Genomic DNA, 19,784 nt, shown 5'->3' on the forward strand with positions numbered 1-19,784 from the left:
AAGTTATATCAACTGTGTTTTGGGGACTGGCAATGCGTCAACTTTGGTTTCTGTTCTCCATCGGTATTTTTACAGTTGGGCTAGGAGGATGCGGTTCTACACCTGAAGAAACCGCTTCGACTTCGAGTCCAACCACTGCTCCAGCAAGTCCTCCATCGGCAGTAGCGTCGCCGACTCCCACTGTTACCCCCAGCCCGGGGAAAATACCCCCGTTTAAAGATCCGTTAGTCCAACCACAATCAAACGTGGCTGCGGGTGCGGGTTTGATTCAATCCACGAATCCGGAAGAACGATTACGTCTTTTGGGTAGACCTTCGACGGCAATTCCTGCCGCACCGTCAACAACGGCTCCTGCTGGGGTGGGTATCGATCCGTTTGCTGTTTTGCCTCCCTCTATTGTCCAAGCTGCTCCCGAGGTGGGAGAAGCACCATCCGTACCGGAACAGGTAACTCGGGCTGTGCCAGAGTTACCTAAATTACCCGTGAATGAAGTTCCCATTCGCTGGGTATCAGCTAGTGCCAGGGTTCCTTCTCCTAGAACTTCTGGAACTCCCGGTAGAAGTGGAACTCCTGGAACTCCTGGAACTCCTGGAACTCCTGGAACCCCTGGAACTCCTGGTAGAAGTGGAACTCCTGGAACTCCTGGTAGAAGTGGAACTCCTGGGACAGTAGGAAAACCCCGGGGGAGTGGAGTGACAACATCCAAACCTCAAACCGTTGGGCCAGGGAGAAGCGTACCCAATTTACCCAGTCTGCCGATCGCTACAGTCCCGGATTTACCGGCCCTTCCTAATACCCCAACACCCCCATCTTGGCGTGATCCTAATCCCCCACCACCACCTCCCGCCCCCGTCCAACCTTTTGTTCCGCCTCCTCCATCTACAGACTTAGCCCAAGGGATGGAAGTAACCGGGGTATTACAAGTGGGAGATCAAACCAAAGTTATTCTCAAGGCTCCCGCAGAACCCACCAGTCGTTATGTGAACGTGGGACAGCGTGTGTCTAATGGTCAGGTTCTGGTGAAACGAGTCAAGTTTGATACCGGAGGCGAACCCATTGTAATTTTTGAGCAAAATGGGGTTGAGATCGCTAAATCGATTGGTGCTATTCCACCGGCTGATCCCAAAATTAATAATATTAGTATGCGATCATCTCATCCTGCCAGTTAGTGCGGATGAATCGGATAGATCTAATCTTGAGATATTAGGTATAGTTTTTTCATCGTAGGAGTAACCCTGGTGTATTTCATCCGAAAACGGGTTTTTTTGACGCTAACTCTATCAAGTTTAGCGGTGGTTCTGGGTATTTATCATCCTCTGCCAACGGTGGCACAGCCGGCCGAAGGTAAGCGTCCTCCGGTTTGTGAAGGACAGTTACCGACCGGAATGGTCAAATGTAACTATGAGGGAGGAGATAACTATAAGGGAAGTTTTGTTAATGGTAAACCGGACGGTCAAGGGATTATGGTTTATGCCAACCGCGATCGCTATGAAGGTCAGTTTCGCAATGGTTTACCCAATGGACAAGGAGTCTTCATTTTTGCCGATGATGCCCGAATTGTTGGGGTATTTAAAGATGGCAATATTACCCAGGGGACGGTAATTTTTGCCAATGGCGATCGCTATATTGGAACGTTTAAACTGGTGCGAGAAGTCGGGGGCGGAACGGTCAGCAGTCAACCCAGTGGTCGCGGACAGTTTATTTATGCTAATGGCGATCGCTATGAAGGCGAATTCTTTGCCGGATCTCCTTTTGGTCAGGGAGTATTCACCCGCACCAATGGCAGCCGCTGTCAGGGACAATTTTTTAACCAACAACTCGATGGCAAGGGAACCTGTACTTTTGCTAACGGAACTCGCTTTGAGGGAGAATTTCGGGGCGGGGTTCCCCATGGCCAAGGAACGATTATTGACGCCAAAGGCAAACGGTTTCCCGGCAGTTTCCGGGATGGCCAGAAAGTGTAGTGGGGAATTACGAATTACGAATGGGTAATGGGTAATGGGTAATGGGTAATGGGTAATGGGTAATGGGTAATGGGTAATGGGTAATGGGTAATGGGGAATAGAAGGAATGTGCCCTATATGTGCCTTTATTTGCCTTTCCTGGGGACAATCACTAGGTTAGCAATAAAACTTAAAGACTGAAATCAACCTAGACAGCCAATCCAGTAGTACCCTGAGTTTATTAAACGTCTTTATCCGTTTTTTGATTGAAAAGGGGAAGAAAAAGCAATGGTTCAACGTGGTTCTAAAGTTCGTGTCCTACGCAAAGAGTCCTACTGGTATCAAGAAGTAGGTACAGTTGCTTCTGTGGACGCCAGTGGCATCAAATACGCTGCGATTGTTCGCTTTGATAAAGTGAACTACTCCGGCGTGAACACCAACAACTTTGCCGTGAGCGAACTGTTGGAAGTGGAAGCTCCCAAAGCTGCTGCTAAAAAATCTGCACCTGCGGCTAAAAAATAGCCCGTGCCGGAATTACCGGAAGTTGAAACCGTTAGGCAAGGTCTAAATCAAGTGACCTTGAACCAAACAATTGTGGGGGGTGAAGTGTTGCTTCAGCGCACTCTCGCCTACCCCTTTTCCGTTGAGGAATTTTTGCTGGGTTTAACTGGAGTGGCGATCGCGGCTTGGCATCGCCGAGGAAAATATTTACTAGCGGAATTGGTTCAATTAGACCCTCAGAGAACCTCTGGCGGCTGGTTAGGGGTTCATTTACGCATGACGGGTCAATTATTATGGGTTCACCCCCAAGACCCCCTACAAAAGCACACCCGGATTCGTTTATTTTTTGCGGAAAATCGAGAATTGAGATTTGTTGATCAACGCACGTTTGGGAAAATTTGGTGGGTGCCGCCCGGTCAAGAAGTTTCTAGTATTATTACGGGGTTAAACAATTTAGGCCCAGAGCCTTTCGCTTCAGAATTCTCCGTTGAATATTTACAAGAACAATTTAAAAAGCGTCAACGCCTGATTAAATCTGCCCTTTTGGATCAAAGTTTGGTGGCTGGAGTCGGAAATATCTACGCGGATGAGTCTTTATTTTTAAGCGGAATTTCTCCTACAACCCCCTGTAGTGCCTTAACTCGTCCCCAACTCGAACGGTTACATCACCATATTATTCAAGTATTGAAAACCAGTATTGAAGTAGGCGGCACAACCATTCGTAACTTCCTGAATGTTCAAGGGGTGAATGGCAACTATGGGGGCACAGCCTGGGTTTACAATCGTACTGGAGAACCCTGTCGGGTCTGTGGAACCCCAATTGAACGTTTGAAACTCGCCGGACGGTCGGCTCATTTTTGCCCAAAATGTCAGCATTAGGCGCAATATTTTTATGGTATAGGGAACCACAAAGGCACAAAGACACGAAGGAAGGAGTTGCTCGGATAAGCTGTTCAGCATTTAAACTGCATATTTTAGAGGCTGAAACCCCTTACTGGCTTGGATAGCCTCGAAAATTTAGATAATTAACAGCTTATCCCGATAAACCCTTAAAATTGGGAGAAGCTTTGATAAACACTGGAAGTTAACGAGTTATGGCCATTAAAAAAGGTGATTTTGTTCACGCGGTTCGGGAAAAGTTGGAGAATAGCTTAGAAGCAAAAGCTAGTGATCCTCGATTTTCTGCTTATATTTTTGAGACGAAAGGGGAGATTATGGAATTACGGGGGGACTACGCTTTGGTTAAATTTGGACAAGTTCCTACCCCCAATATTTGGTTAAGATTGGATCAATTGGAATCAGCTTAATCAGTCATCAGTTGTAGGGGCGGGTTCATCGAGATTTAGGGTAACTAACGAAGATCTAAAAGAACCCGCCCGTACCAGTTATCAGTTGAATAAATACTATAGTAATCCTACAGAAATTGCAATTATTTAAGGTGTCTATTAAAAATCTATAAGTATTACCCATTACCCATTACCCTGTTACTGAGCGAAGTAGAAGTATTACCCATTACCCATAACCCATTACCTATTACCCATTATGTTATCGATTCCATTTTTTCCTCCTTCTTGTCATTCCACTAGGGTTTCTATTATTGGTGCGGGGAAAGTGGGAAGTACCCTGGCCCAGCGTATTATTGAACAAAATATTGCTAACGTTGTTTTATTAGATGTTTTAGAAGGAGTACCCCAAGGAATTGCTTTAGATTTAATGCAAGCGGGTTCGGTGGAAGGTCATGATCGACAAGTAACGGGTACAAATAATTATGCCGATACTGCTAATTCAGATATTATTGTCATAACGGCTGGAAAGCCTCGAATTCCTGGGATGAAGCGGGATGATTTAATTAGTATTAATGCCAAAATTGTTGTCGATGCGGCTCAAAAATCCCTTCAATATTCCCCCAATGCAGTATTTATTATTGTGACTAATCCCTTAGATGTGATGACTTATATTGCTTGGCAGGCAACAAAAATTGAACCCCATCGGGTGATGGGTATGGCAGGGGTTTTAGATTCATCGAGATTTCAAGCATTTATTGGCATGGAATTGGGAATGTCTATGGCGAATATTCATGCCACTGTATTAGGAAGTCATGGGGATTTAATGGTTCCCTTACCCCGTTACACAACCGTTAATGGGATTCCGATTACAGAATTAATTGATCAAAAAACCATTAATAAAATTGTCCAACGTACCCGTCAAGGGGGAGGGGAAATTGTACAGTTATTAAAGACAGGAGGAGCTTATTTTGCCCCTGCATCTTCTATTAGAATTATGGTGGAATCTATTTTACGTCAACAATCGAGATTATTACCCACCTGTTCTTATTTACAGGGAGAATATGGCTTAAAAGATATTTTTCTGGGGGTTCCCGCCTGGTTAGGTTGTCGGGGAGTAGAACGGATTTTAGAACTCGATTTAACTGAATCTGAACATCAGGCTTTGATGGAATGTAGCCTATCAGTTAGAGACGGAATTAATCAAGCCCTAGAACTGTTAAAATAAACCAGAAAAACTGATAAAAGAACTCGTTAAAATCCTCCTGCTAACGGTTAGTATAGGTTTCCATTGGTTCCTTGATCCAACGAATATAAAAGTGTCGAAAACTAGACTTTAAAACCCGAGGTAAACCAAAATCAATGGGAACTAAGGCGGCAGGTAATTTCCAGTCGGAAACTTGTAATTCTTTAGGGGTTAATAAAGGATAATTAATCTCCGTTAATTCGGGACATAATCCTAAGCGTTGAGCCGCCATAATAGTCGGAACCCAAGTCGGATCAACCTGAAGAATATCAACAACCGTTCTATCTAAAGAAAATACATGATCCGCCGCGGCTAAAATCCCTAATTCCTTGGGTTCTCCATTACTCGGGCCATTACCTTCATGACCGATAATAGCATCTAAAATGGTTAAATTGGGATTAATTGCCCGGGCAGTTTCTACTAACATTTCCCCAAACCGATCAACATCTTTCCCCGCTTCTAAATGCCACCAGGCTTTCATTTTTCCTGGGACACAACCAAAAAGATTTTTCACTCCCATGGTTAGGGTTAATTGAACATGGGATTTTAATTTAGGTAAATTAATCACCACGTCAGCTTCCATGGCTTCTTTACTTAACCGTAAATGATCGAACCCTTCCCCGACGGTTTCATAGCGTTTTCCTTTAAATTCAACTATCGGTAAATTCAAGGATTCAATTAAGGGTAAATAACCATTTTTGCGGGCGACCCCCAGGGCACTACCAAAGGCGGGACTATCTCCTAAAAAGGGTTTTCCTCCCGCCTGAATTACCAGTTTAGCGACGGCTGCAACCAATTCCGGGCGAGTAACACATTCTTTGGTTGGACGACTTCCAGTTAATAAATTCGGTTTGAGTAGAACGCGATCGCCCGGTTTCACAAAAGCGGTCATTCCTCCCATGGGTGCGAGTAAAGTTTCTAGGGATTTTTCTAATACTTGAGGGTTATAAGAATCAGTCCGAATTAAAGACACAGTTGACATAAATCACCGAATTTGAGGGATTATTTAATAACTTTATTCAGTCATTTTTAAACGACCGACCGCACCCCGATGGAGAGCAGTTACCCGTTGACAATTTAGGAAAGCTCCCTGTCCTTGTAACTCTGGTACTGGTGGTTTTAACTCCAATTTTTCCACCTTAGCCATATTAACCATGACCGTTTGATCAACTAGGTGAAAAGTCAACCAAGCTTGATGCAAAAGTTCGGGGAGTTGCTGGACTAATTCCCCCGGGGGAATTGGAACGTTAAAAGCCTCCTCATGGCCATCATCATAATAGAAAGTAATTTGGGTTGTCGTCATGCCGTTGAATTCTACAAAAGATCCTTTGGGCATAAGTCAACTTCTCCTAAAATGGGACAATTTCGCAAAATAATTAAACTTTGATAATCCTATTTTAGATCATTTGGGTGTATATTGACACGCCCAGATCCGATATAATCCTAGAAACTATTAGATAATTTTCCTCTTAATCGAATGGCTAAATCTCCCCGTCCTGGTAATATTCTCCTGAAAAATATCCCTTGGCAGGACTTAGAAACAATTCTGTTTAAACGGCAAAAAAATGGAGAGACTCTACTGGCTTATGATCAGGGAACTTTGGAATTGATTACCCCTTCACCGGAACATCAGGAGTATCGTGAAATTTTAGAAGGATTTATTATTGCTTTATTAGATTTACAAAATATTAATTATCGTTGTTTAGGTTCGGTTTTATGGCAACGAGTGGATTTACAAATTAGTTTAGAAGTGGATAGTTGTTTTTATATTCAAAACCTATCTGCCGTTGAGAAACAATTAACCATTAATTTACCAGAAAATCCTCCCCCTGATTTGGTTTTAGAAATTGATTTAACTCAAAAATCTCTCCCTAGACGTTCAATGTATGCTCGCTTAGGTATTCCTGAAGTTTGGCGTTGTGATCAAAACAAACTTAAAATTTATCAGCTACAAGGTGGAGATTATCAACAAACACCGAGAAGTTTAGTCTTTCCTGAAATAGCATTAGAAAGTTTACCGAAAATTATTAAAGATAATATTAAATCGGGTCGAACTTCAGTTCGTCGTGAATTTCAAAAATGGTTAATCACTATTTAGAGGATGAAAAAATGACTCTCTTATTATTAGGAGAATTTGAAGATACTCAAGTTTGGATTTCAGCAATTCAAACCTATCAACCCGATCTAAAAATCGAAGTTTACCCGGAGGTTAAAAATCCAGCAGAAATTGACGCGGTTTTAGTCTGGATGCACCCATTAGGCGTTATTGAAAAATTCCCTAATTTAAAGGTAATTATCTCAACGGGTGCGGGTGTAGATCATATTTTACGAGATCCGAATTTACCTGCTCATATTCCTATTGTGCGGTTAGTAGATGACTCTTTAACCTCCCAAATGTCGGAATATATTCTATCAGCAATCTTACAGTTTCATCGTCAATTTACGGAGTATAAAATTCAGCAAAATCAACAGTTATGGCGGGGGTTATCCCCTAGAAACACGGCTAATTGTACCGTCGGAATTTTGGGGTTAGGGGTTTTGGGTTCAGATATAGCTCAAAAATTAAATTTATTAGGGTTTACGGTGCGCGGTTGGAGTCGGACACCTAAAGTTTTAGAGCATATTAATTGTTTTTTTGGAGAAGCACAATTCAATCTATTTTTAAGGGAATGTGAGGTTTTGGTTTGTTTATTACCTTTAACACCGGAAACCGAAGGAATTTTAAATCAAAATACCTTTGCTGCTTTATCCCAAGGTGCTTATTTAATTAATGTGGCGAGGGGGAAACATTTAGTTGAGGAAGACCTATTAACGGCGTTAACATCCGGTCAACTATCCGGCGCTTGTTTAGATGTATTTCAAATTGAACCTTTACCCGAAAATCATCCTTTTTGGACACATCCCCAAATTATTATCACCCCTCATATTGCGGCAAAAACTATTCCCGCTTGTGTCGTGCCTCAAATTATTGCAGCCATCCAAAATAGTCAAGAGGGAGTATTATTAAATAATACTATTGATCTATCCCAAGGATATTAACTTTTTGGGATATTTTTTCATAAGTTAAAGATGTTATATTAGTTTAACTCTATTATTGCGGCTTGGGTGGGTATTATCTATTTTACAAATTATGTTTATCTAACAATCTTTGTAACAAACTTTTCGATGCCCAAAAAGATGTCTTTTGAAGATTGTCAATAGCTGTAGATAAGTTGATCAGTTTCATGGTTGCAGCTTGATCCAAAATACCCAATATTCCTGTAATAGATAAACCTCTATCTATCGCTATGCGTCTTGCTTTCATATCATCTAAAATAACTAAATCAGCATTAAGTTGTTGTGCTAAAAGAATCCCTTCACGTTCACCAGGATCAAGTAAATCTATATAATAATCATTCTGAAGCTAAAAGATGACGAATAGTTTGAACATCTTGTTCTAAATCATTTTCAGTATAAGGTAAATAAGCTTTTTCTTGCTTAAGAAATTCGTAGGTTTCCCAACGAGAAGAAAATTTGAGTATCCGTCTTACTTCAGAAGCACCGATTTGACCTTGACGGTAATAATCGGCGGTGATTAGTTCCAAAATACGCCGAGAAATATTAACAGACTGTAATTTTTCTGCTATTTCATCAGGGAGTTCAAGGGTGATTTGCATGGTAATTTTTCGGTTATAGTTTTGTAATCTACTCTATTAGACATCTCCAAAATAGAAACGGGGAGGGATAGCAAGATGGTAAAATTGGATTTTACCCCAATGAGAGATGAGTAAATTAAGAGAGTATCTGGACAAGAATCCCCAGCAAGCAAAAAGGCTATTAGGGATGGAATATGAACAGTTGATAGAACTCATTCAAGCTGCGGAGTTATTAGAACAAGAAAAACGACAAGAACAAGAAAAAACTAAAATCAGGTTGATTAAAGCAGGTGGGGGTCGTCGCCAGAAATTATCTGTCGATGAACAAATCTTACTAACTCTAATTTATCTGCATCAGATGCCCACATTTCAAATGTTAGGGTTACAGTTTGAAGTGAGTGAATCAACAGCAAATGATATTTTCCATAACTGGATAAAAATCTTCAGAGAATTACTGCCAGCGAGTTTACTAGAGCAAGTAAAAAAAAACGAGAGTGATTGGGAGTGGGTAGAAGAAATTCTGCTGGAATTTGAGTTAGTAGTAGATAGCTATGAACAGCCCAGGGAAAGACCAATAGACAACGAAGAGCAGAAAAAGTATTATTCAGGAAAGAAAAAAACACATACGTTTAAAAATCAAGTCATTGTCATGCCAAATGGAAAAGAAATAGTGGATGTAGCAGTGGGTTATACCGGAGCAACAAGTGATCTAAAATTGTGGACAGAAAGAAGCCAGGAATTGGGAAACAATCAAAAATACAGAGGGGATAAGGCTTATGTAGGAGAAACAGCAATTAATACACCGCATAAGAAACCGAGGAATCAAGAGATGTCGGCTGAAAAGCAAGAAGAAAATCGATTAAAAGCCAAACAAAGGATTGTAGTTGAACATTTAATCAGACTGATAAAAATTTATAGAGTTGCTTCAGAAAGATTTCGGTTAAAAAGGCAAAATTATGAAGCAGTAATCTTGACAGTATGTGGATTAATAAGATGGCGAATAGGAGCGATTGTATTACCATCTAAGAACTGCCCAGAATTCTTTTGAGAAATGATTAAATATTAGAGATAAAATTCATTAATTATTATTAATGTAACTGAAAAAGCCTATGAATCCGTTACTTTGGGAGAACCCGGCACAGGAGTGCTCAAGGTTCAAAAAGTAGCGATAGAGGGCATTTGGGGATTTTCGGAGATGTCTATTGATTAACTAATTCTCAAATTGTTTCTATTTCTGCTGATGTTAAGGTTGTTAAAGTTTTATTGGCAATCATATATGAGTTAATTGAAATATATAGTCCTCAATTATAGCATAGAAAGATTAATAATTAGGTAGGTTGAATTAAGTGTAAGATAGACGCGCCTCAAAAGCTTACTATGCCTAGATCTCATCGCATCTTGTGTTTATTTATGTCTACCTACTTATTTAAAGCCTTACCAATATGAATTGTAGGAAATTACGTCATGTTACTAAAAAATCCCAACCCCGATTTTCTCCCCGTCCATCAAGATGATGAATTTTTGCCCCCGGTGAGTGGCGCGACAATTTTTGGGGGCTTATTTTTAGTGGGGAAAGTAGCGATCGCTTTCACTGTATCTGCTTTTACTCCCTTACCCGTGACCGTCAAGGCGACCGCAATGGTGCGCCCTAATAGAGTGGTTTACTTTATGTTATAACTGATGCTAATAATTATTTATTTCGCTATAAAAATCCTAAACATGGCTCAGGCAATTCGTCAAACTACTTTTGTTCAGTCTGATGGCACAATCACTATTAAAACTCCCCAATTTCCCCAAGGAGCAAAAGTTGAGGTAATTATTATCTTAGAAGATAACTCTCAAACTTGGTCAGCCGAAACTTTAGCTATGGAAAGATTGCCACAATTAGAAAATCCTAGCCAATTGATAACTATAATAGAAGCCAACTCAGAAATTGATGAAGATGAATTAAAACAGTGGGTTAATAATGGGCAAAGCTAAAAATTCTTATCTTCTGCAAATGGTTAAAGAAGTACAGGATGATATTTCTCGATTACCATTACAACTTCAGAATAACTGGCAAAAATACCAAAAAATCCTCGCTTTAGATCCCTATCAAACTCTAGGTATTTCTAGTCATAATTTAATCGGAAAACTAAAAGGATGTCGCTCTCTGGAAATAGATTGGAATGGAGTTTCTTATCGTCTAGTTTATCGCATTTATGAAAATCCTTCCCCGAAGCGAGTAGTTCTTCTCAGTTTTGCTGAACATGATCCTGCTTACGAAAAAGCTCAGAATCGAAAATAAACATAACTTAAAATTTCCGAAACTTTACTATCTCGGAAGTCATAATTTTAATTATTAAATCGTTCTAGGTTGTGATTTTTAAACATTCCTTAATCACAATATTTGCTAATTTTTGGGCTGCTCCTGCTTCGCCTCTAACCTCGCGTAAACGCTGGCGCATGGCTTCCAATTGTTCGGGATGGTCTAAATAATTTAAGACTAAATTTCCGATATCTTCCGGTTGAAGTTCCCCCACTAATTCGGGAACAATTTCCTGTTTCGCCCAAATATTTGGCCAAGCAAAGAGTTTACCCTGTTTTAAGACTAATCTATTAATAAGTTTAGCAAAAAGAGTACCCAACCCCGGTAAATTGGCTAAAATTCCGGGGATACCATCCCAAGACCGCATGGCATCTAATTGTTGAGTAGGTAATAACACAATCATCGGTACAGCTAAGGCCCCTAATTGAGCAGTATTGGCTCCGACTGTGGTTAAACAGATCTGACATTTTGAGAGTAAATCATAAGCGGGAAATTCGGTATAAAGTTCGATTTTAACCCCATTTTGAGTTTCTAAATAAGCCGGATTTCCTAAATGTAGTTTTCCTGAAATTCCGCCAAATTGTGCTATTATAGGATTATATTGAGGATCGGCAAATTTGGCTAAGGTTTGTAAATCCAAGGTAGGAGCAACGGGAATAACTAATCGAATTTCAGGACGTTTTTGATGCAAATATTCAGATATTGCTAAGGTTAATGCCATGCCTTGGGCTAATTTTAGAGCTTTAGAACCGGGTAATAATCCAATCATAATATCATCAGAAATAATAGCAGAAAAACTCGATACCGTTACATCTGCCATTAAATCTCCGATGACTTCTAATTTAGCTTGATAGGGTTGGGGAATATTATCTAAAATCTCGGATTTCATTACTCCAAATCGATCAATATAACGCCACCAGCGCGCTTCCCATTCAGCATAAATAACGCTCTGATACCCCAATTTTTTACTAATTATTAAAGTAAAAAATTGATCTCCTCCTAAAAATAGAACTACACCTTTTTTATACCAGTCCCAATCTTCGGCGGTTTTTCCCCATAATAAAAATTGCCAAAAATATTCTGCTCCTTGAACTCGATCAATTTCCGGGTAAGAACGAGCAATATTAACTTCGTTTCCGGTAGCATTAGGACAAGGAGATAATATTAGGGAAATTCTAACTTGAAAAGGTTGATTTTTTAGCTGTTGTCGTAATGCTTGAACGACGGGAAGCACCCAAGTTGTGATTTCACCGGGGCCATTAGAAAGGATTAAAATATCAATGGCGTTTTCCATGTTAAATAATTAAATAAGAGTGCGCTTAAGCGCAACAACGGGTTTAAACTATTAATTGCTGAATTATTGTTGGGGTTAATGTTTCTAAATGACTTAATACTATAGTTGCTCCGGCGGTTTCTAGGTTATTTTGATAGGCTTGACGACGTTCTGGATCAGCCTGTTGAATATGGGGAGGAAGCACCCCCACACCGATCCAAAGGCGATCGGGTTGGAGTTTTTTTGCTCTTGTTATTGTGTGTAAATCGGCTACCGTATCCCCAACATAAAAAACCGGAGTTGGTGAATTTTCTGCGGTTTCTAATTCGGCGATCGCTTCAAAAAGTCCCGTCGGGTCAGGTTTTCCCGGGACATCTTCCATCGCCCTTAATACGGGATCACCTAAATTCAGTTTACCCTGCAAAACATAGAGGGCTTCGTCCCGCATTGCTCCGCTAAAGAAACCCCAGGAGATATTATTTTCCGTCAAGTCTTGAAAGTATTTAGGGGTGCACAGTAGGGGCTCAGAGGTAATATAACCTGTCCATTCATCGGGATTTGGGCCACGATAGCGGGACTGGAAAAAATCAACCAACTGTTGATAGTTGAGGGAAGTCTGGGATCGGGTTTGTCCCTGGGCTTCCCAGTAACGATAGACTAACTCTTGGGAGGCTTCCCAGTCATTATTCCAAATGCCTTCGGATTTGAGATCATCAATATCGCTGAGACTGGGACGGTAGGAACCTGTAAACTGTTCTACGGTATCCGCGATCGCCCGTCGATAGGAACCCCCGACATCCCGAATTACGCCATCAATATCAAAAACAACAATAGCCGTTTTCATGCTGTTGACCTTGAGCTTATGCCATGCTCCAGGCTACACCCCAAGGCTACACCGACGCAAATCTTGATAAAAAGTAATTCAGTTAAAAAGTTATGGAAGATTCAGTGCAAGATCTGATACTATAGAGGATTGTAATATTTTTTTTGAGCCTGGGATAGACAGCGGAGGTGTAATTGTCAAGGTTTGTATTAAAAGTTCTGTGGCTAGATGAGAATGTAGCCCTGGCGGTGGATCAGGTGGTAGGTAAGGGGACAAGCCCTTTAACCTCCTACTTTTTCTGGCCCCGCAACGATGCTTGGGAACAACTGAAAACGGAAATGGAATCCAAACATTGGATCTCTGAACCGGATCAAGTTGAATTGCTCAATAAAGCAACCGAAGTGATCAATTATTGGCAAGAAGAAGGCAGAAATCGCCCCATCAGCGAAGCTCAATCTAAATTTCCTGAAGTTATCTTTACGGGGAGCAGTTGATCTCCTTGAGAAATTATTTGATTGTGTGAAATTTCCAACGCCGTTGCATTCGCCATGGCGTTGGTTTTGTTTGGGGACAAAATATTGTTAAATAAATTCTAGTTGAGGTTAGCATAGGAATAGGCAGAAAAGCTTAGTCTTGTTGTTGAGCTTACTGTTCTAACACAAACAAAATAGCTGAGTATGTTAAGGGCTAATGTAGTCGGTCGGACACATTTCGACGAATCTACATTCGAGTCTTTAGATAGGAGATTATGCCAAGAGGAAAACCTATGACTACCACATCCCGAATTCCATACACTACAGAACAAAGTCTGGCGTGGATGCGTGGACTTTTAACCCTGGCTTGGGCGGATGGCAATTTTGATGAAGACGAACATCAGTTAATTGATGCGTTAACCCATGATGAATTAGTCGCTGTGACTAATGTTGATAGTTTAGAACCCATTTCACCCGAGGAATTAGGGGCTGTTTTAGGAGCCCATCCTCAACTTGCAGAAAACTTCCTCAGAACCGCCGTAATGGTGGCTTTAGCTGATGGAATTTACTCGATTTGTGAGGATGATTTATTACATCAATTTTGTCAAGCATTAAACCTCAAAATTGAGGCCTTAGATACATTGCGAAAAACCTTACAAGATTTGTCTAAAATTCAATCGGGGGAGTTACCCCAGGTCTGTATTAATCATAACCCCCACGGCGATCATTCTCTCGATGTTCTCTCCCCGGTTAAACATTGGTTAGATGATTTAGAAATTCATGATTCTAAAGTTGCTCATGCTGTCTGTAAATTGATTCCACCTCAGTGCCCATTTGAACGAGATTTGGTCATATTTGGACGCAAAATTGTTCATATTCCCCCCATGTGCAAACTGAATCCTTTATATGAACAATTCACCGGATTACGATTTCGTGCATTGTCTTATTTAGCCGATGAATGTCAGGAAGATATCTCTAAATATTGTTAGAGAATTACGAATTACGAATTACGAATTACGAATAGGTAATTGGTAATGGGTAATTGGTAATGGGTAATGGGTAATAAATCAATTAAACTCTTACACTGATAACTGTACGGGCGGGTTCTTTTAGATGTTTGTTAATGACCTAAATCTTGATGAACCCGCCCCTACAACTGATGACTGATTTACCTATTTATTGAAAACCCGATAAAACCAATTTCTAACATTGCCAAACCAGAGTTTAGGATGATCCTGGGGTTGAAAATTAGGATTAAACATAGAAATAATTAAGGGTATACCTCCGACTTTAATCGCCATTAAAACATGAATCATAATCGAAAATAAAATTATCACCCAAGCGATTAAATGTGCAAAATACCAGGGGTGATTAAGTTCTCCATCGGGTAGCCAATCTTCTTGTTGAAACTTTCCTGAAATTACCGACAATGACACCGCAATTAAAGCTAAAGTATTACTAATTCTTAGTAGGGTATACCACCAGGCGGGTTTATTAGTTTGAGTTAATGTTTGCAGGGTATTTCCTTGAATTAACTTTTTTCTTTGGGTAATTAAACTATAAACGACAAAAACCACATAAACAAACAACAAGAAAAATCCAAAGGTTCCATGAATATCAATTAAACTGCGCTTTTCTGTGGTTAATCCTAAGCCACCAAAACGTCGATCATAACTATCATAAACTAAAAATCCAGTAATGAAAGCACCCAAAACTAAAAAGCCATTTAAAGCGTGGGAAACTCTCAAAAACAAAGGTTGATAGGGCTGTGATTTAGACATTGTAAGATTCTTATTGAGGTTGATTTGAGAAATTATGAATCAATTATGAATCATAGTTTTATCGGCAGAGTGTAAAAACTGGTTTGATTATAAACTATTTTACTTTTGAATTTCAAAGACAAAATAATTAATCTGATTCAACATAGCAAGCACTAAATAGATTGTATAGATAGAGAATTTATTGTATAGTAGACCGTAGGTATACTAAAAATTTTACCGCGATCGCAAAAATTCCATGAACACTTATGATTGGATTGTAGTTGGCGCCGGAATTGCAGGTTCTGCCCTCAGTTATGAATTAGCGAAAAAAGGATTTAAGGTACTTTTATTAGATCCAAATCCTACATTAAACAATGCAACGCGCTATAGCTATGGCGGTTTAGCTTATTGGTCAGGAACAACTGAACTCACCCGAACGTTATGCGAAGAAGGCAAAAAATATCACCAGACTTTATCCCAAGAATTAGGGGTAAATACGGAGTTAAGAGAATTAGATTTAATTTTACCCTTTAATTTCAATATTGATCCAGAAATTATCGCTCAAAAATATAGCAATTTTGCCACACCCCCTGAGTTAATTACTATTCAAGAAGCCTGTGAATTAGAACCCCTATTAAATCCTAATGGTATCGGTGGAGCCTTTACCGTTCGTCATGGTCAAATTTCCCCAGAACATCTAAATAATGGATATATTCAAACCTTTAAAAATTTAGAGGGAACCCAAATTATTGATCAAGTTTTACAGATTAATCCCCTTAAAAATCAAGCCGTTAATATCATCACAAGTCTAGGAGAATATCAAGCTGAAAATGTGGCAATTTGTGCGGGAGGATTCACCCGTCAGCTATTCAAAAATGCCGGAATTTCCCTACCAATTTATTTCACCCATACCGAAATTTTAGAAACCCCACCCGTCGATTTAAAATTACAAACTATTGTCATGTCCGCGGCCATGGAACGTTTCCAACTAGAAGCCAAAGCAACCCAACCCGAATTACAGCCTTTATGGGAAAAACCCGGTCATGAATTAACCCCATTTATTATAGATAGAAGTGCAGCCCAGTTACTCGATGGTCGGATCAGAATGGGTCAACCTTCTCGGGCTTTAAGCGATGTTAATGCGACTATCAACCTCGCCGAAAGTGAAGCCTTAATTCGTCAGGAAATTGCTACAATTTTACCTGCCTTAGCTAATTTACCCGCAATTTGCTATGATTGTTTAGTAGCCTTTAGTTCCGATAGTCTACCCTTAATTGGTACAGTGGCAAATTTTGATCGAATATTTATGTTTTCAGGGTTTAGTAATCCTTTAGTGTTTATTCCCCCGTTAGCCAAACGATTCGCAAATTTGGTCACAGGACAACCCGATTCGATCATCACACAATTGTCGCCCGGGCGTTTGATCTCAAACACCCGCTAAGGGTTAAAATTGTGATTCCATGGTGGAGAATTTTTGGTAATTATTGCTTTTATTCCCCGGGTGTGTTAACTAATTAATTAAGATCTGTAAACATGGGTCAACTATCGGATCATTAAAAAACTCGTAATTGCCTTTACTACCGATCCTGTGCATCTATTTGAAGGTTTTCTATAGCCATCCCCCCTTAAATCTCACAAGTAACATCACAACAGAAAACTTAGAAACCTTCAAGGATCGAAAATTTCATCCTCCACTTTTCATGTCAATGCTGAATTAAAACCTCGTCAAAACTTATATCTTTTTTCAGCAAAATTCCGGCTGATCTGAATGATATCCCATAGGAGTATAGTTGTTATGAATACCTTTGTACAACCCAGAAACAAGATTTTAGTTATTGATGATAATTCAATCAATCTAAATTTATTGTCTGAGCTACTTAATTATGCCGGGTTTGAAGTTTGGACAGCTTTAAACGGACAAACAGGACTGGAAATAATCAATCAAAACGCCCCAGATTTAATCCTATTAGATATCATGATCTCGGACTGGGATGGATTTGAAATTTGCGCTTATTTGAAAGCCGATCCAACCTATGCACAAATCCCGATTATTTTTATAACCGCCTTGAGTGAATCCCAAGAAAAAGTCAAAGGATTAAAATTAGGAGCCGTAGATTATATTACCAAACCTTTCGATCAAAGTGAGATTATAGCCCGAATTAATCTGCATTTAAAACTTCATAGTTTAAATACCCAATTAAAGCAGGAAATTCATCAAAAAAAGCAAGTAGAACAATCCCTATATCAACTGAATCTGGAACTGGAAAAAAGAGTAGAAGAACGCACCACCCAACTGCAAATCACCTTACAAGAATTACAACAAGCCCAAAAAAACCTATTAGACCGAGAACAACAATTACACTACAAAGCCTATCATGATCCACTGACAGGACTCCCGAATCGAGCTTGGTGTCTGAATCAGCTTCAAACCTTAATTGCACAGACTAAAACCGACTCTAATTATCGATATGGGGTCTTGTTTTTAGACATAGATCGTTTCAATGTTGTTAATGATAGTTTAGGTCATTTATTAGGGGATAAACTATTACAAAAAGTAGCTAAAAGGTTAGAATCTTGCTTAATCCATGATCTGAAAGTTGCTCGTTTCGGTGGCGACGAATTTGTAATTATTTTAGAAAATATCACCGATAATCAAGAATTAATTACCGTTGCTCAAAATGTTTTAGATCTCTTGAATCCGGCTTTTAAATTAAACCAATATGAAGTATATATAGGAGTAAGTATTGGAATTACATTTAGCCATTTTGGATATGATTACCCCGAAGATATTTTGCGAGATGCCGATGTAGCTATGTATGCGGCTAAAGCCAATGGCAAAGGCTGTTATCAACTGTTAACCAGTGAATTGCAACAAAAAGCCGTCAATGGTTTACAGTTAGAAAATGATCTCAGACGGGCGATTCAAAATCAAGAATTTTCTCTCTATTATCAACCGATTCTTTCCCTTCCCATCTCAAAAAAATTAGGGTTTGAAGCCCTAATTCGTTGGCATCACCCGCAAAAAGGAATAATTTACCCTGATAAATTTATTCCTGTTGCTGAGGAAACGGGATTAATTATTGAGTTGGGATTATGGGTGATCAAAACAGCCTTAAATCAAATTTCAATTTGGCAAGAACAATTCCCAGGTTTTTCAGAAATTACCATTAATGTTAATGTATCTCCCCAACAATTAATGGTTGCTTCTTTTTCTAAAAAAGTCGAAGAACTCCTATCAAAATTTCAGATTAAAAGCCATCAAATCAAATTTGAGATTACGGAAAGCTCATTACTGAAAACAGGAGATCCTTATATTGAAGTTTTGAAACAGTTAAAAAAATTAGGAATTCAGTTTTGTATTGATGATTTTGGCATGGGATATTCTTCTCTGAGTCGCCTGCATGAATTTCCCATTGATACCTTAAAAATTGATCGCTCTTTTGTCAGCCGTATTGGTTTAAATCAAGGAGAAATTGAGCTAATTAGAACTATTATTACCCTAGCCCATGGATTGGGAATGGATGTGGTAGCCGAAGGTATTGAAACTAAATCTCAACTGAATCAACTCTCCCTATTAGGGTGTGAATGGGGCCAAGGATTTCTATTCTCAAAACCCTTAAATTCCGTCGATACCACTGAATATATTGCCGGATTATACCCGTTTCAACGACAACAAGAACGGGTTAAAACCTGGTTCATGTAAACCCGTTCTGTAGATCTATTTCGACCTTAAATATTAAGCAAAAGTAGAGTTACCCAAATCTAAGGGAACATCTTGCCATCGTCCTTGACCGACGGCTTGAATTGCTTCTTTTAAATTAATATCCCCAGTATAGATCGCCCGTCCGACAATCACATCCGTGACCCCTAAAGGTTCCAGGGATAATAAACTTAATAAATCCGTAATCGAACTGACTCCCCCAGAGGCAATCACCGGAATGTCAACAATACTGGCAATTTCTCGTAATGCCTCGATATTCGGCCCGGTCATAGTTCCGTCCCGGTGAATATCGGTATAAATAATAGCACTAACGCCTAATTGTGCCATTTGTTCAGCCAAATCCGTCGCTAAAACTTCCGAGGTTTCTAACCATCCCTTAGTGGCAACTTTGCCATTTCTCGCATCAATTCCCACCGCAATATGACCGGGAAATTCTGCACATAATTCCGCTACTAATTGGGGATTTTCAACCGCAACTGTTCCTAAAATTGCCCGTTCTACGCCTAAATTTAATAGGGTCGCTACGTTATCCCGATTGCGTAATCCTCCCCCTACCTGCACGGGAATATTAATAGTATTGGCGATCGCTTCAATTACATGATAATTCGTGGGTTTTCCAGTTTTTGCCCCATCTAAATCCACTAAATGTAGGCGGGTTGCTCCTTGTGCCACCCAATCTTGAGCCACCGCAATCGGATCATCATTAAAAGTTTGAGCTTGGTTATAATCTCCTTGATATAATCGGACACAACGCCCGTCTAATAAATCAATGGCTGGAATAATATTCATCGAATAGCTTGATAATGGACAAGATCAAG

At 39.7% G+C, this 19,784-nt stretch carries 24 protein-coding genes; 16 read left to right on the forward strand and 8 right to left on the reverse strand.

Annotation, left to right across the window (positions count from 1 at the left end; all coding sequences use genetic code 11):
- Window positions 1-32 precede the first annotated feature (32 nt).
- The 6 genes from PL9631_RS27045 to mdh all read left to right on the forward strand — a co-directional run bounded on the left by PL9631_RS27045 (window position 33) and on the right by mdh (window position 4,955).
- A complete protein-coding gene (locus PL9631_RS27045) occupies window positions 33-1,169 on the forward strand; it encodes a hypothetical protein (protein ID WP_156090580.1) in 1,137 nt (378 codons plus the stop codon).
- A gap of 129 nt (window positions 1,170-1,298) precedes the next feature.
- On the forward strand, window positions 1,299-1,964 hold the full coding sequence (locus PL9631_RS14565; protein WP_407947589.1) for an MORN repeat-containing protein: 666 nt from the start codon (window positions 1,299-1,301) through the stop codon (window positions 1,962-1,964).
- A gap of 267 nt (window positions 1,965-2,231) precedes the next feature.
- A complete protein-coding gene (locus PL9631_RS14570; RefSeq protein ID WP_083621410.1) occupies window positions 2,232-2,465 on the forward strand; it encodes a photosystem I reaction center subunit IV in 234 nt (77 codons plus the stop codon).
- Window positions 2,466-2,468: 3 nt separating this feature from the next.
- Window positions 2,469-3,323, forward strand: a complete 855-nt coding sequence (locus PL9631_RS14575) for a DNA-formamidopyrimidine glycosylase (protein ID WP_083621411.1) — start codon at window positions 2,469-2,471, stop codon at window positions 3,321-3,323.
- 215 nt (window positions 3,324-3,538) lie between these two features.
- Window positions 3,539-3,751: an NAD(P)H-quinone oxidoreductase subunit O gene (ndhO, locus tag PL9631_RS14580; protein WP_079678067.1), complete on the forward strand. Its 213-nt coding sequence runs from the start codon at window positions 3,539-3,541 to the stop codon at window positions 3,749-3,751.
- A gap of 235 nt (window positions 3,752-3,986) precedes the next feature.
- Window positions 3,987-4,955, forward strand: coding sequence for a malate dehydrogenase (gene mdh / locus PL9631_RS14585; protein WP_083621412.1), 969 nt, complete (start codon window positions 3,987-3,989; stop codon window positions 4,953-4,955).
- 40 nt (window positions 4,956-4,995) lie between these two features.
- On the opposite strand, the gene PL9631_RS14590 is transcribed toward mdh, so the two are convergent.
- Both PL9631_RS14590 and PL9631_RS14595 read right to left on the reverse strand, forming a co-directional pair.
- Window positions 4,996-5,955, reverse strand: coding sequence for a DUF362 domain-containing protein (locus PL9631_RS14590; RefSeq protein ID WP_083621413.1), 960 nt, complete (start codon window positions 5,953-5,955; stop codon window positions 4,996-4,998).
- Between the two features lie 33 nt (window positions 5,956-5,988).
- Window positions 5,989-6,309 (reverse strand): hypothetical protein, encoded by a 321-nt coding sequence (locus tag PL9631_RS14595; RefSeq protein WP_083621415.1) that lies wholly within the window; start codon window positions 6,307-6,309, stop codon window positions 5,989-5,991.
- A 141-nt stretch (window positions 6,310-6,450) separates the two neighbouring features.
- Here PL9631_RS14595 and PL9631_RS14600 point away from each other — a divergent pair, with 141 nt between their 5' ends.
- The gene (locus PL9631_RS14600; protein ID WP_083621416.1) at window positions 6,451-7,071 is read left to right on the forward strand and encodes a Uma2 family endonuclease; all 621 of its coding nucleotides are present in this window, start codon (window positions 6,451-6,453) and stop codon (window positions 7,069-7,071) included.
- The gene (locus tag PL9631_RS14605; protein ID WP_231516736.1) at window positions 7,053-8,012 is read left to right on the forward strand and encodes a 2-hydroxyacid dehydrogenase; all 960 of its coding nucleotides are present in this window, start codon (window positions 7,053-7,055) and stop codon (window positions 8,010-8,012) included. The genes PL9631_RS14600 and PL9631_RS14605 overlap by 19 nt, the downstream gene beginning before the upstream one ends.
- Window positions 8,013-8,094: 82 nt before the next feature.
- On the opposite strand, the gene PL9631_RS27050 is transcribed toward PL9631_RS14605, so the two are convergent.
- Window positions 8,095-8,277, reverse strand: a complete 183-nt coding sequence (locus PL9631_RS27050) for a DUF3368 domain-containing protein (protein ID WP_156090581.1) — start codon at window positions 8,275-8,277, stop codon at window positions 8,095-8,097.
- An 88-nt stretch (window positions 8,278-8,365) separates the two neighbouring features.
- Entirely contained in the window at window positions 8,366-8,629 is a 264-nt protein-coding gene (locus tag PL9631_RS14615; RefSeq protein WP_083621419.1) for a UPF0175 family protein, read from the reverse strand.
- Window positions 8,630-8,735: 106 nt separating this feature from the next.
- Here PL9631_RS14615 and PL9631_RS14620 point away from each other — a divergent pair, with 106 nt between their 5' ends.
- The 4 genes from PL9631_RS14620 to PL9631_RS14635 all read left to right on the forward strand — a co-directional run bounded on the left by PL9631_RS14620 (window position 8,736) and on the right by PL9631_RS14635 (window position 10,895).
- Window positions 8,736-9,656, forward strand: a complete 921-nt coding sequence (locus tag PL9631_RS14620) for a transposase family protein (RefSeq protein WP_083621421.1) — start codon at window positions 8,736-8,738, stop codon at window positions 9,654-9,656.
- A gap of 416 nt (window positions 9,657-10,072) precedes the next feature.
- The gene (locus tag PL9631_RS14625) at window positions 10,073-10,285 is read left to right on the forward strand and encodes a hypothetical protein (protein ID WP_083621426.1); all 213 of its coding nucleotides are present in this window, start codon (window positions 10,073-10,075) and stop codon (window positions 10,283-10,285) included.
- A 42-nt stretch (window positions 10,286-10,327) separates the two neighbouring features.
- Window positions 10,328-10,588, forward strand: coding sequence for a hypothetical protein (locus PL9631_RS14630; RefSeq protein WP_072720596.1), 261 nt, complete (start codon window positions 10,328-10,330; stop codon window positions 10,586-10,588).
- Window positions 10,575-10,895: a type II toxin-antitoxin system RelE family toxin gene (locus PL9631_RS14635; protein WP_083621428.1), complete on the forward strand. Its 321-nt coding sequence runs from the start codon at window positions 10,575-10,577 to the stop codon at window positions 10,893-10,895. Before PL9631_RS14630 ends, PL9631_RS14635 begins: the two co-directional genes overlap by 14 nt.
- A 64-nt stretch (window positions 10,896-10,959) precedes the next feature.
- Here PL9631_RS14635 and PL9631_RS14640 read toward each other — a convergent pair whose 3' ends face one another.
- A complete protein-coding gene (locus PL9631_RS14640; protein WP_083621430.1) occupies window positions 10,960-12,210 on the reverse strand; it encodes a glycosyltransferase family protein in 1,251 nt (416 codons plus the stop codon).
- Between the two features lie 43 nt (window positions 12,211-12,253).
- Window positions 12,254-13,033: a TIGR01548 family HAD-type hydrolase gene (locus PL9631_RS14645; protein ID WP_083621432.1), complete on the reverse strand. Its 780-nt coding sequence runs from the start codon at window positions 13,031-13,033 to the stop codon at window positions 12,254-12,256.
- 173 nt (window positions 13,034-13,206) lie between these two features.
- Between PL9631_RS14645 and PL9631_RS14650 the strand changes: the two genes are divergently transcribed.
- The gene (locus PL9631_RS14650) at window positions 13,207-13,506 is read left to right on the forward strand and encodes a 30S ribosomal protein PSRP-3 (RefSeq protein WP_079678369.1); all 300 of its coding nucleotides are present in this window, start codon (window positions 13,207-13,209) and stop codon (window positions 13,504-13,506) included.
- A gap of 272 nt (window positions 13,507-13,778) precedes the next feature.
- Entirely contained in the window at window positions 13,779-14,474 is a 696-nt protein-coding gene (locus tag PL9631_RS14655) for a Mo-dependent nitrogenase C-terminal domain-containing protein (RefSeq protein WP_083621433.1), read from the forward strand.
- Between the two features lie 183 nt (window positions 14,475-14,657).
- Here PL9631_RS14655 and PL9631_RS14660 read toward each other — a convergent pair whose 3' ends face one another.
- Window positions 14,658-15,266 carry a cytochrome b/b6 domain-containing protein gene (locus PL9631_RS14660; protein ID WP_083621434.1) on the reverse strand — a complete coding sequence of 203 codons (609 nt, stop codon included), beginning with the start codon at window positions 15,264-15,266 and terminating at the stop codon, window positions 14,658-14,660.
- Window positions 15,267-15,501: 235 nt separating this feature from the next.
- Here PL9631_RS14660 and PL9631_RS14665 point away from each other — a divergent pair, with 235 nt between their 5' ends.
- Together PL9631_RS14665 and PL9631_RS14670 are read left to right on the forward strand one after the other, a co-directional pair.
- Window positions 15,502-16,686 carry an NAD(P)/FAD-dependent oxidoreductase gene (locus tag PL9631_RS14665; protein WP_083621436.1) on the forward strand — a complete coding sequence of 395 codons (1,185 nt, stop codon included), beginning with the start codon at window positions 15,502-15,504 and terminating at the stop codon, window positions 16,684-16,686.
- A 354-nt stretch (window positions 16,687-17,040) separates the two neighbouring features.
- Window positions 17,041-18,948, forward strand: coding sequence for an EAL domain-containing protein (locus PL9631_RS14670; RefSeq protein ID WP_083621438.1), 1,908 nt, complete (start codon window positions 17,041-17,043; stop codon window positions 18,946-18,948).
- A gap of 33 nt (window positions 18,949-18,981) precedes the next feature.
- Here the strand turns inward: PL9631_RS14670 and hisA are convergent, their stop codons facing one another.
- On the reverse strand, window positions 18,982-19,755 hold the full coding sequence (gene hisA / locus PL9631_RS14675; protein ID WP_083621439.1) for a 1-(5-phosphoribosyl)-5-[(5-phosphoribosylamino)methylideneamino]imidazole-4-carboxamide isomerase: 774 nt from the start codon (window positions 19,753-19,755) through the stop codon (window positions 18,982-18,984).
- Window positions 19,756-19,784 lie beyond the last annotated feature (29 nt).

Origin of the sequence: Planktothrix paucivesiculata PCC 9631 (genome assembly GCF_900009265.2) — a bacterium.
GTDB classification, from domain to species: domain Bacteria; phylum Cyanobacteriota; class Cyanobacteriia; order Cyanobacteriales; family Microcoleaceae; genus Planktothrix; species Planktothrix paucivesiculata.

What these genes read in the sequence shown, in the direction of transcription:
- PL9631_RS27045 (WP_156090580.1), top strand. Translation starts at nt 33, where the DNA reads ATGCGTCAACTTTGGTTTCTGTTCTCCATCGGTATTTTTACAGTTGGG.
- PL9631_RS14570 (WP_083621410.1), top strand. Translation starts at nt 2,232, where the DNA reads ATGGTTCAACGTGGTTCTAAAGTTCGTGTCCTACGCAAAGAGTCCTAC.
- ndhO (WP_079678067.1), top strand. Translation starts at nt 3,539, where the DNA reads ATGGCCATTAAAAAAGGTGATTTTGTTCACGCGGTTCGGGAAAAGTTG.
- mdh (WP_083621412.1), top strand. Translation starts at nt 3,987, where the DNA reads ATGTTATCGATTCCATTTTTTCCTCCTTCTTGTCATTCCACTAGGGTT.
- PL9631_RS14590 (WP_083621413.1), bottom strand. Translation starts at nt 5,955, where the DNA reads ATGTCAACTGTGTCTTTAATTCGGACTGATTCTTATAACCCTCAAGTA.
- PL9631_RS14595 (WP_083621415.1), bottom strand. Translation starts at nt 6,309, where the DNA reads ATGCCCAAAGGATCTTTTGTAGAATTCAACGGCATGACGACAACCCAA.
- PL9631_RS14600 (WP_083621416.1), top strand. Translation starts at nt 6,451, where the DNA reads ATGGCTAAATCTCCCCGTCCTGGTAATATTCTCCTGAAAAATATCCCT.
- PL9631_RS14605 (WP_231516736.1), top strand. Translation starts at nt 7,053, where the DNA reads ATGGTTAATCACTATTTAGAGGATGAAAAAATGACTCTCTTATTATTA.
- PL9631_RS27050 (WP_156090581.1), bottom strand. Translation starts at nt 8,277, where the DNA reads ATGAAAGCAAGACGCATAGCGATAGATAGAGGTTTATCTATTACAGGA.
- PL9631_RS14615 (WP_083621419.1), bottom strand. Translation starts at nt 8,629, where the DNA reads ATGCAAATCACCCTTGAACTCCCTGATGAAATAGCAGAAAAATTACAG.
- PL9631_RS14620 (WP_083621421.1), top strand. Translation starts at nt 8,736, where the DNA reads ATGAGTAAATTAAGAGAGTATCTGGACAAGAATCCCCAGCAAGCAAAA.
- PL9631_RS14625 (WP_083621426.1), top strand. Translation starts at nt 10,073, where the DNA reads ATGTTACTAAAAAATCCCAACCCCGATTTTCTCCCCGTCCATCAAGAT.
- PL9631_RS14630 (WP_072720596.1), top strand. Translation starts at nt 10,328, where the DNA reads ATGGCTCAGGCAATTCGTCAAACTACTTTTGTTCAGTCTGATGGCACA.
- PL9631_RS14635 (WP_083621428.1), top strand. Translation starts at nt 10,575, where the DNA reads ATGGGCAAAGCTAAAAATTCTTATCTTCTGCAAATGGTTAAAGAAGTA.
- PL9631_RS14640 (WP_083621430.1), bottom strand. Translation starts at nt 12,210, where the DNA reads ATGGAAAACGCCATTGATATTTTAATCCTTTCTAATGGCCCCGGTGAA.
- PL9631_RS14645 (WP_083621432.1), bottom strand. Translation starts at nt 13,033, where the DNA reads ATGAAAACGGCTATTGTTGTTTTTGATATTGATGGCGTAATTCGGGAT.
- PL9631_RS14655 (WP_083621433.1), top strand. Translation starts at nt 13,779, where the DNA reads ATGACTACCACATCCCGAATTCCATACACTACAGAACAAAGTCTGGCG.
- PL9631_RS14660 (WP_083621434.1), bottom strand. Translation starts at nt 15,266, where the DNA reads ATGTCTAAATCACAGCCCTATCAACCTTTGTTTTTGAGAGTTTCCCAC.
- PL9631_RS14665 (WP_083621436.1), top strand. Translation starts at nt 15,502, where the DNA reads ATGAACACTTATGATTGGATTGTAGTTGGCGCCGGAATTGCAGGTTCT.
- PL9631_RS14670 (WP_083621438.1), top strand. Translation starts at nt 17,041, where the DNA reads ATGAATACCTTTGTACAACCCAGAAACAAGATTTTAGTTATTGATGAT.
- hisA (WP_083621439.1), bottom strand. Translation starts at nt 19,755, where the DNA reads ATGAATATTATTCCAGCCATTGATTTATTAGACGGGCGTTGTGTCCGA.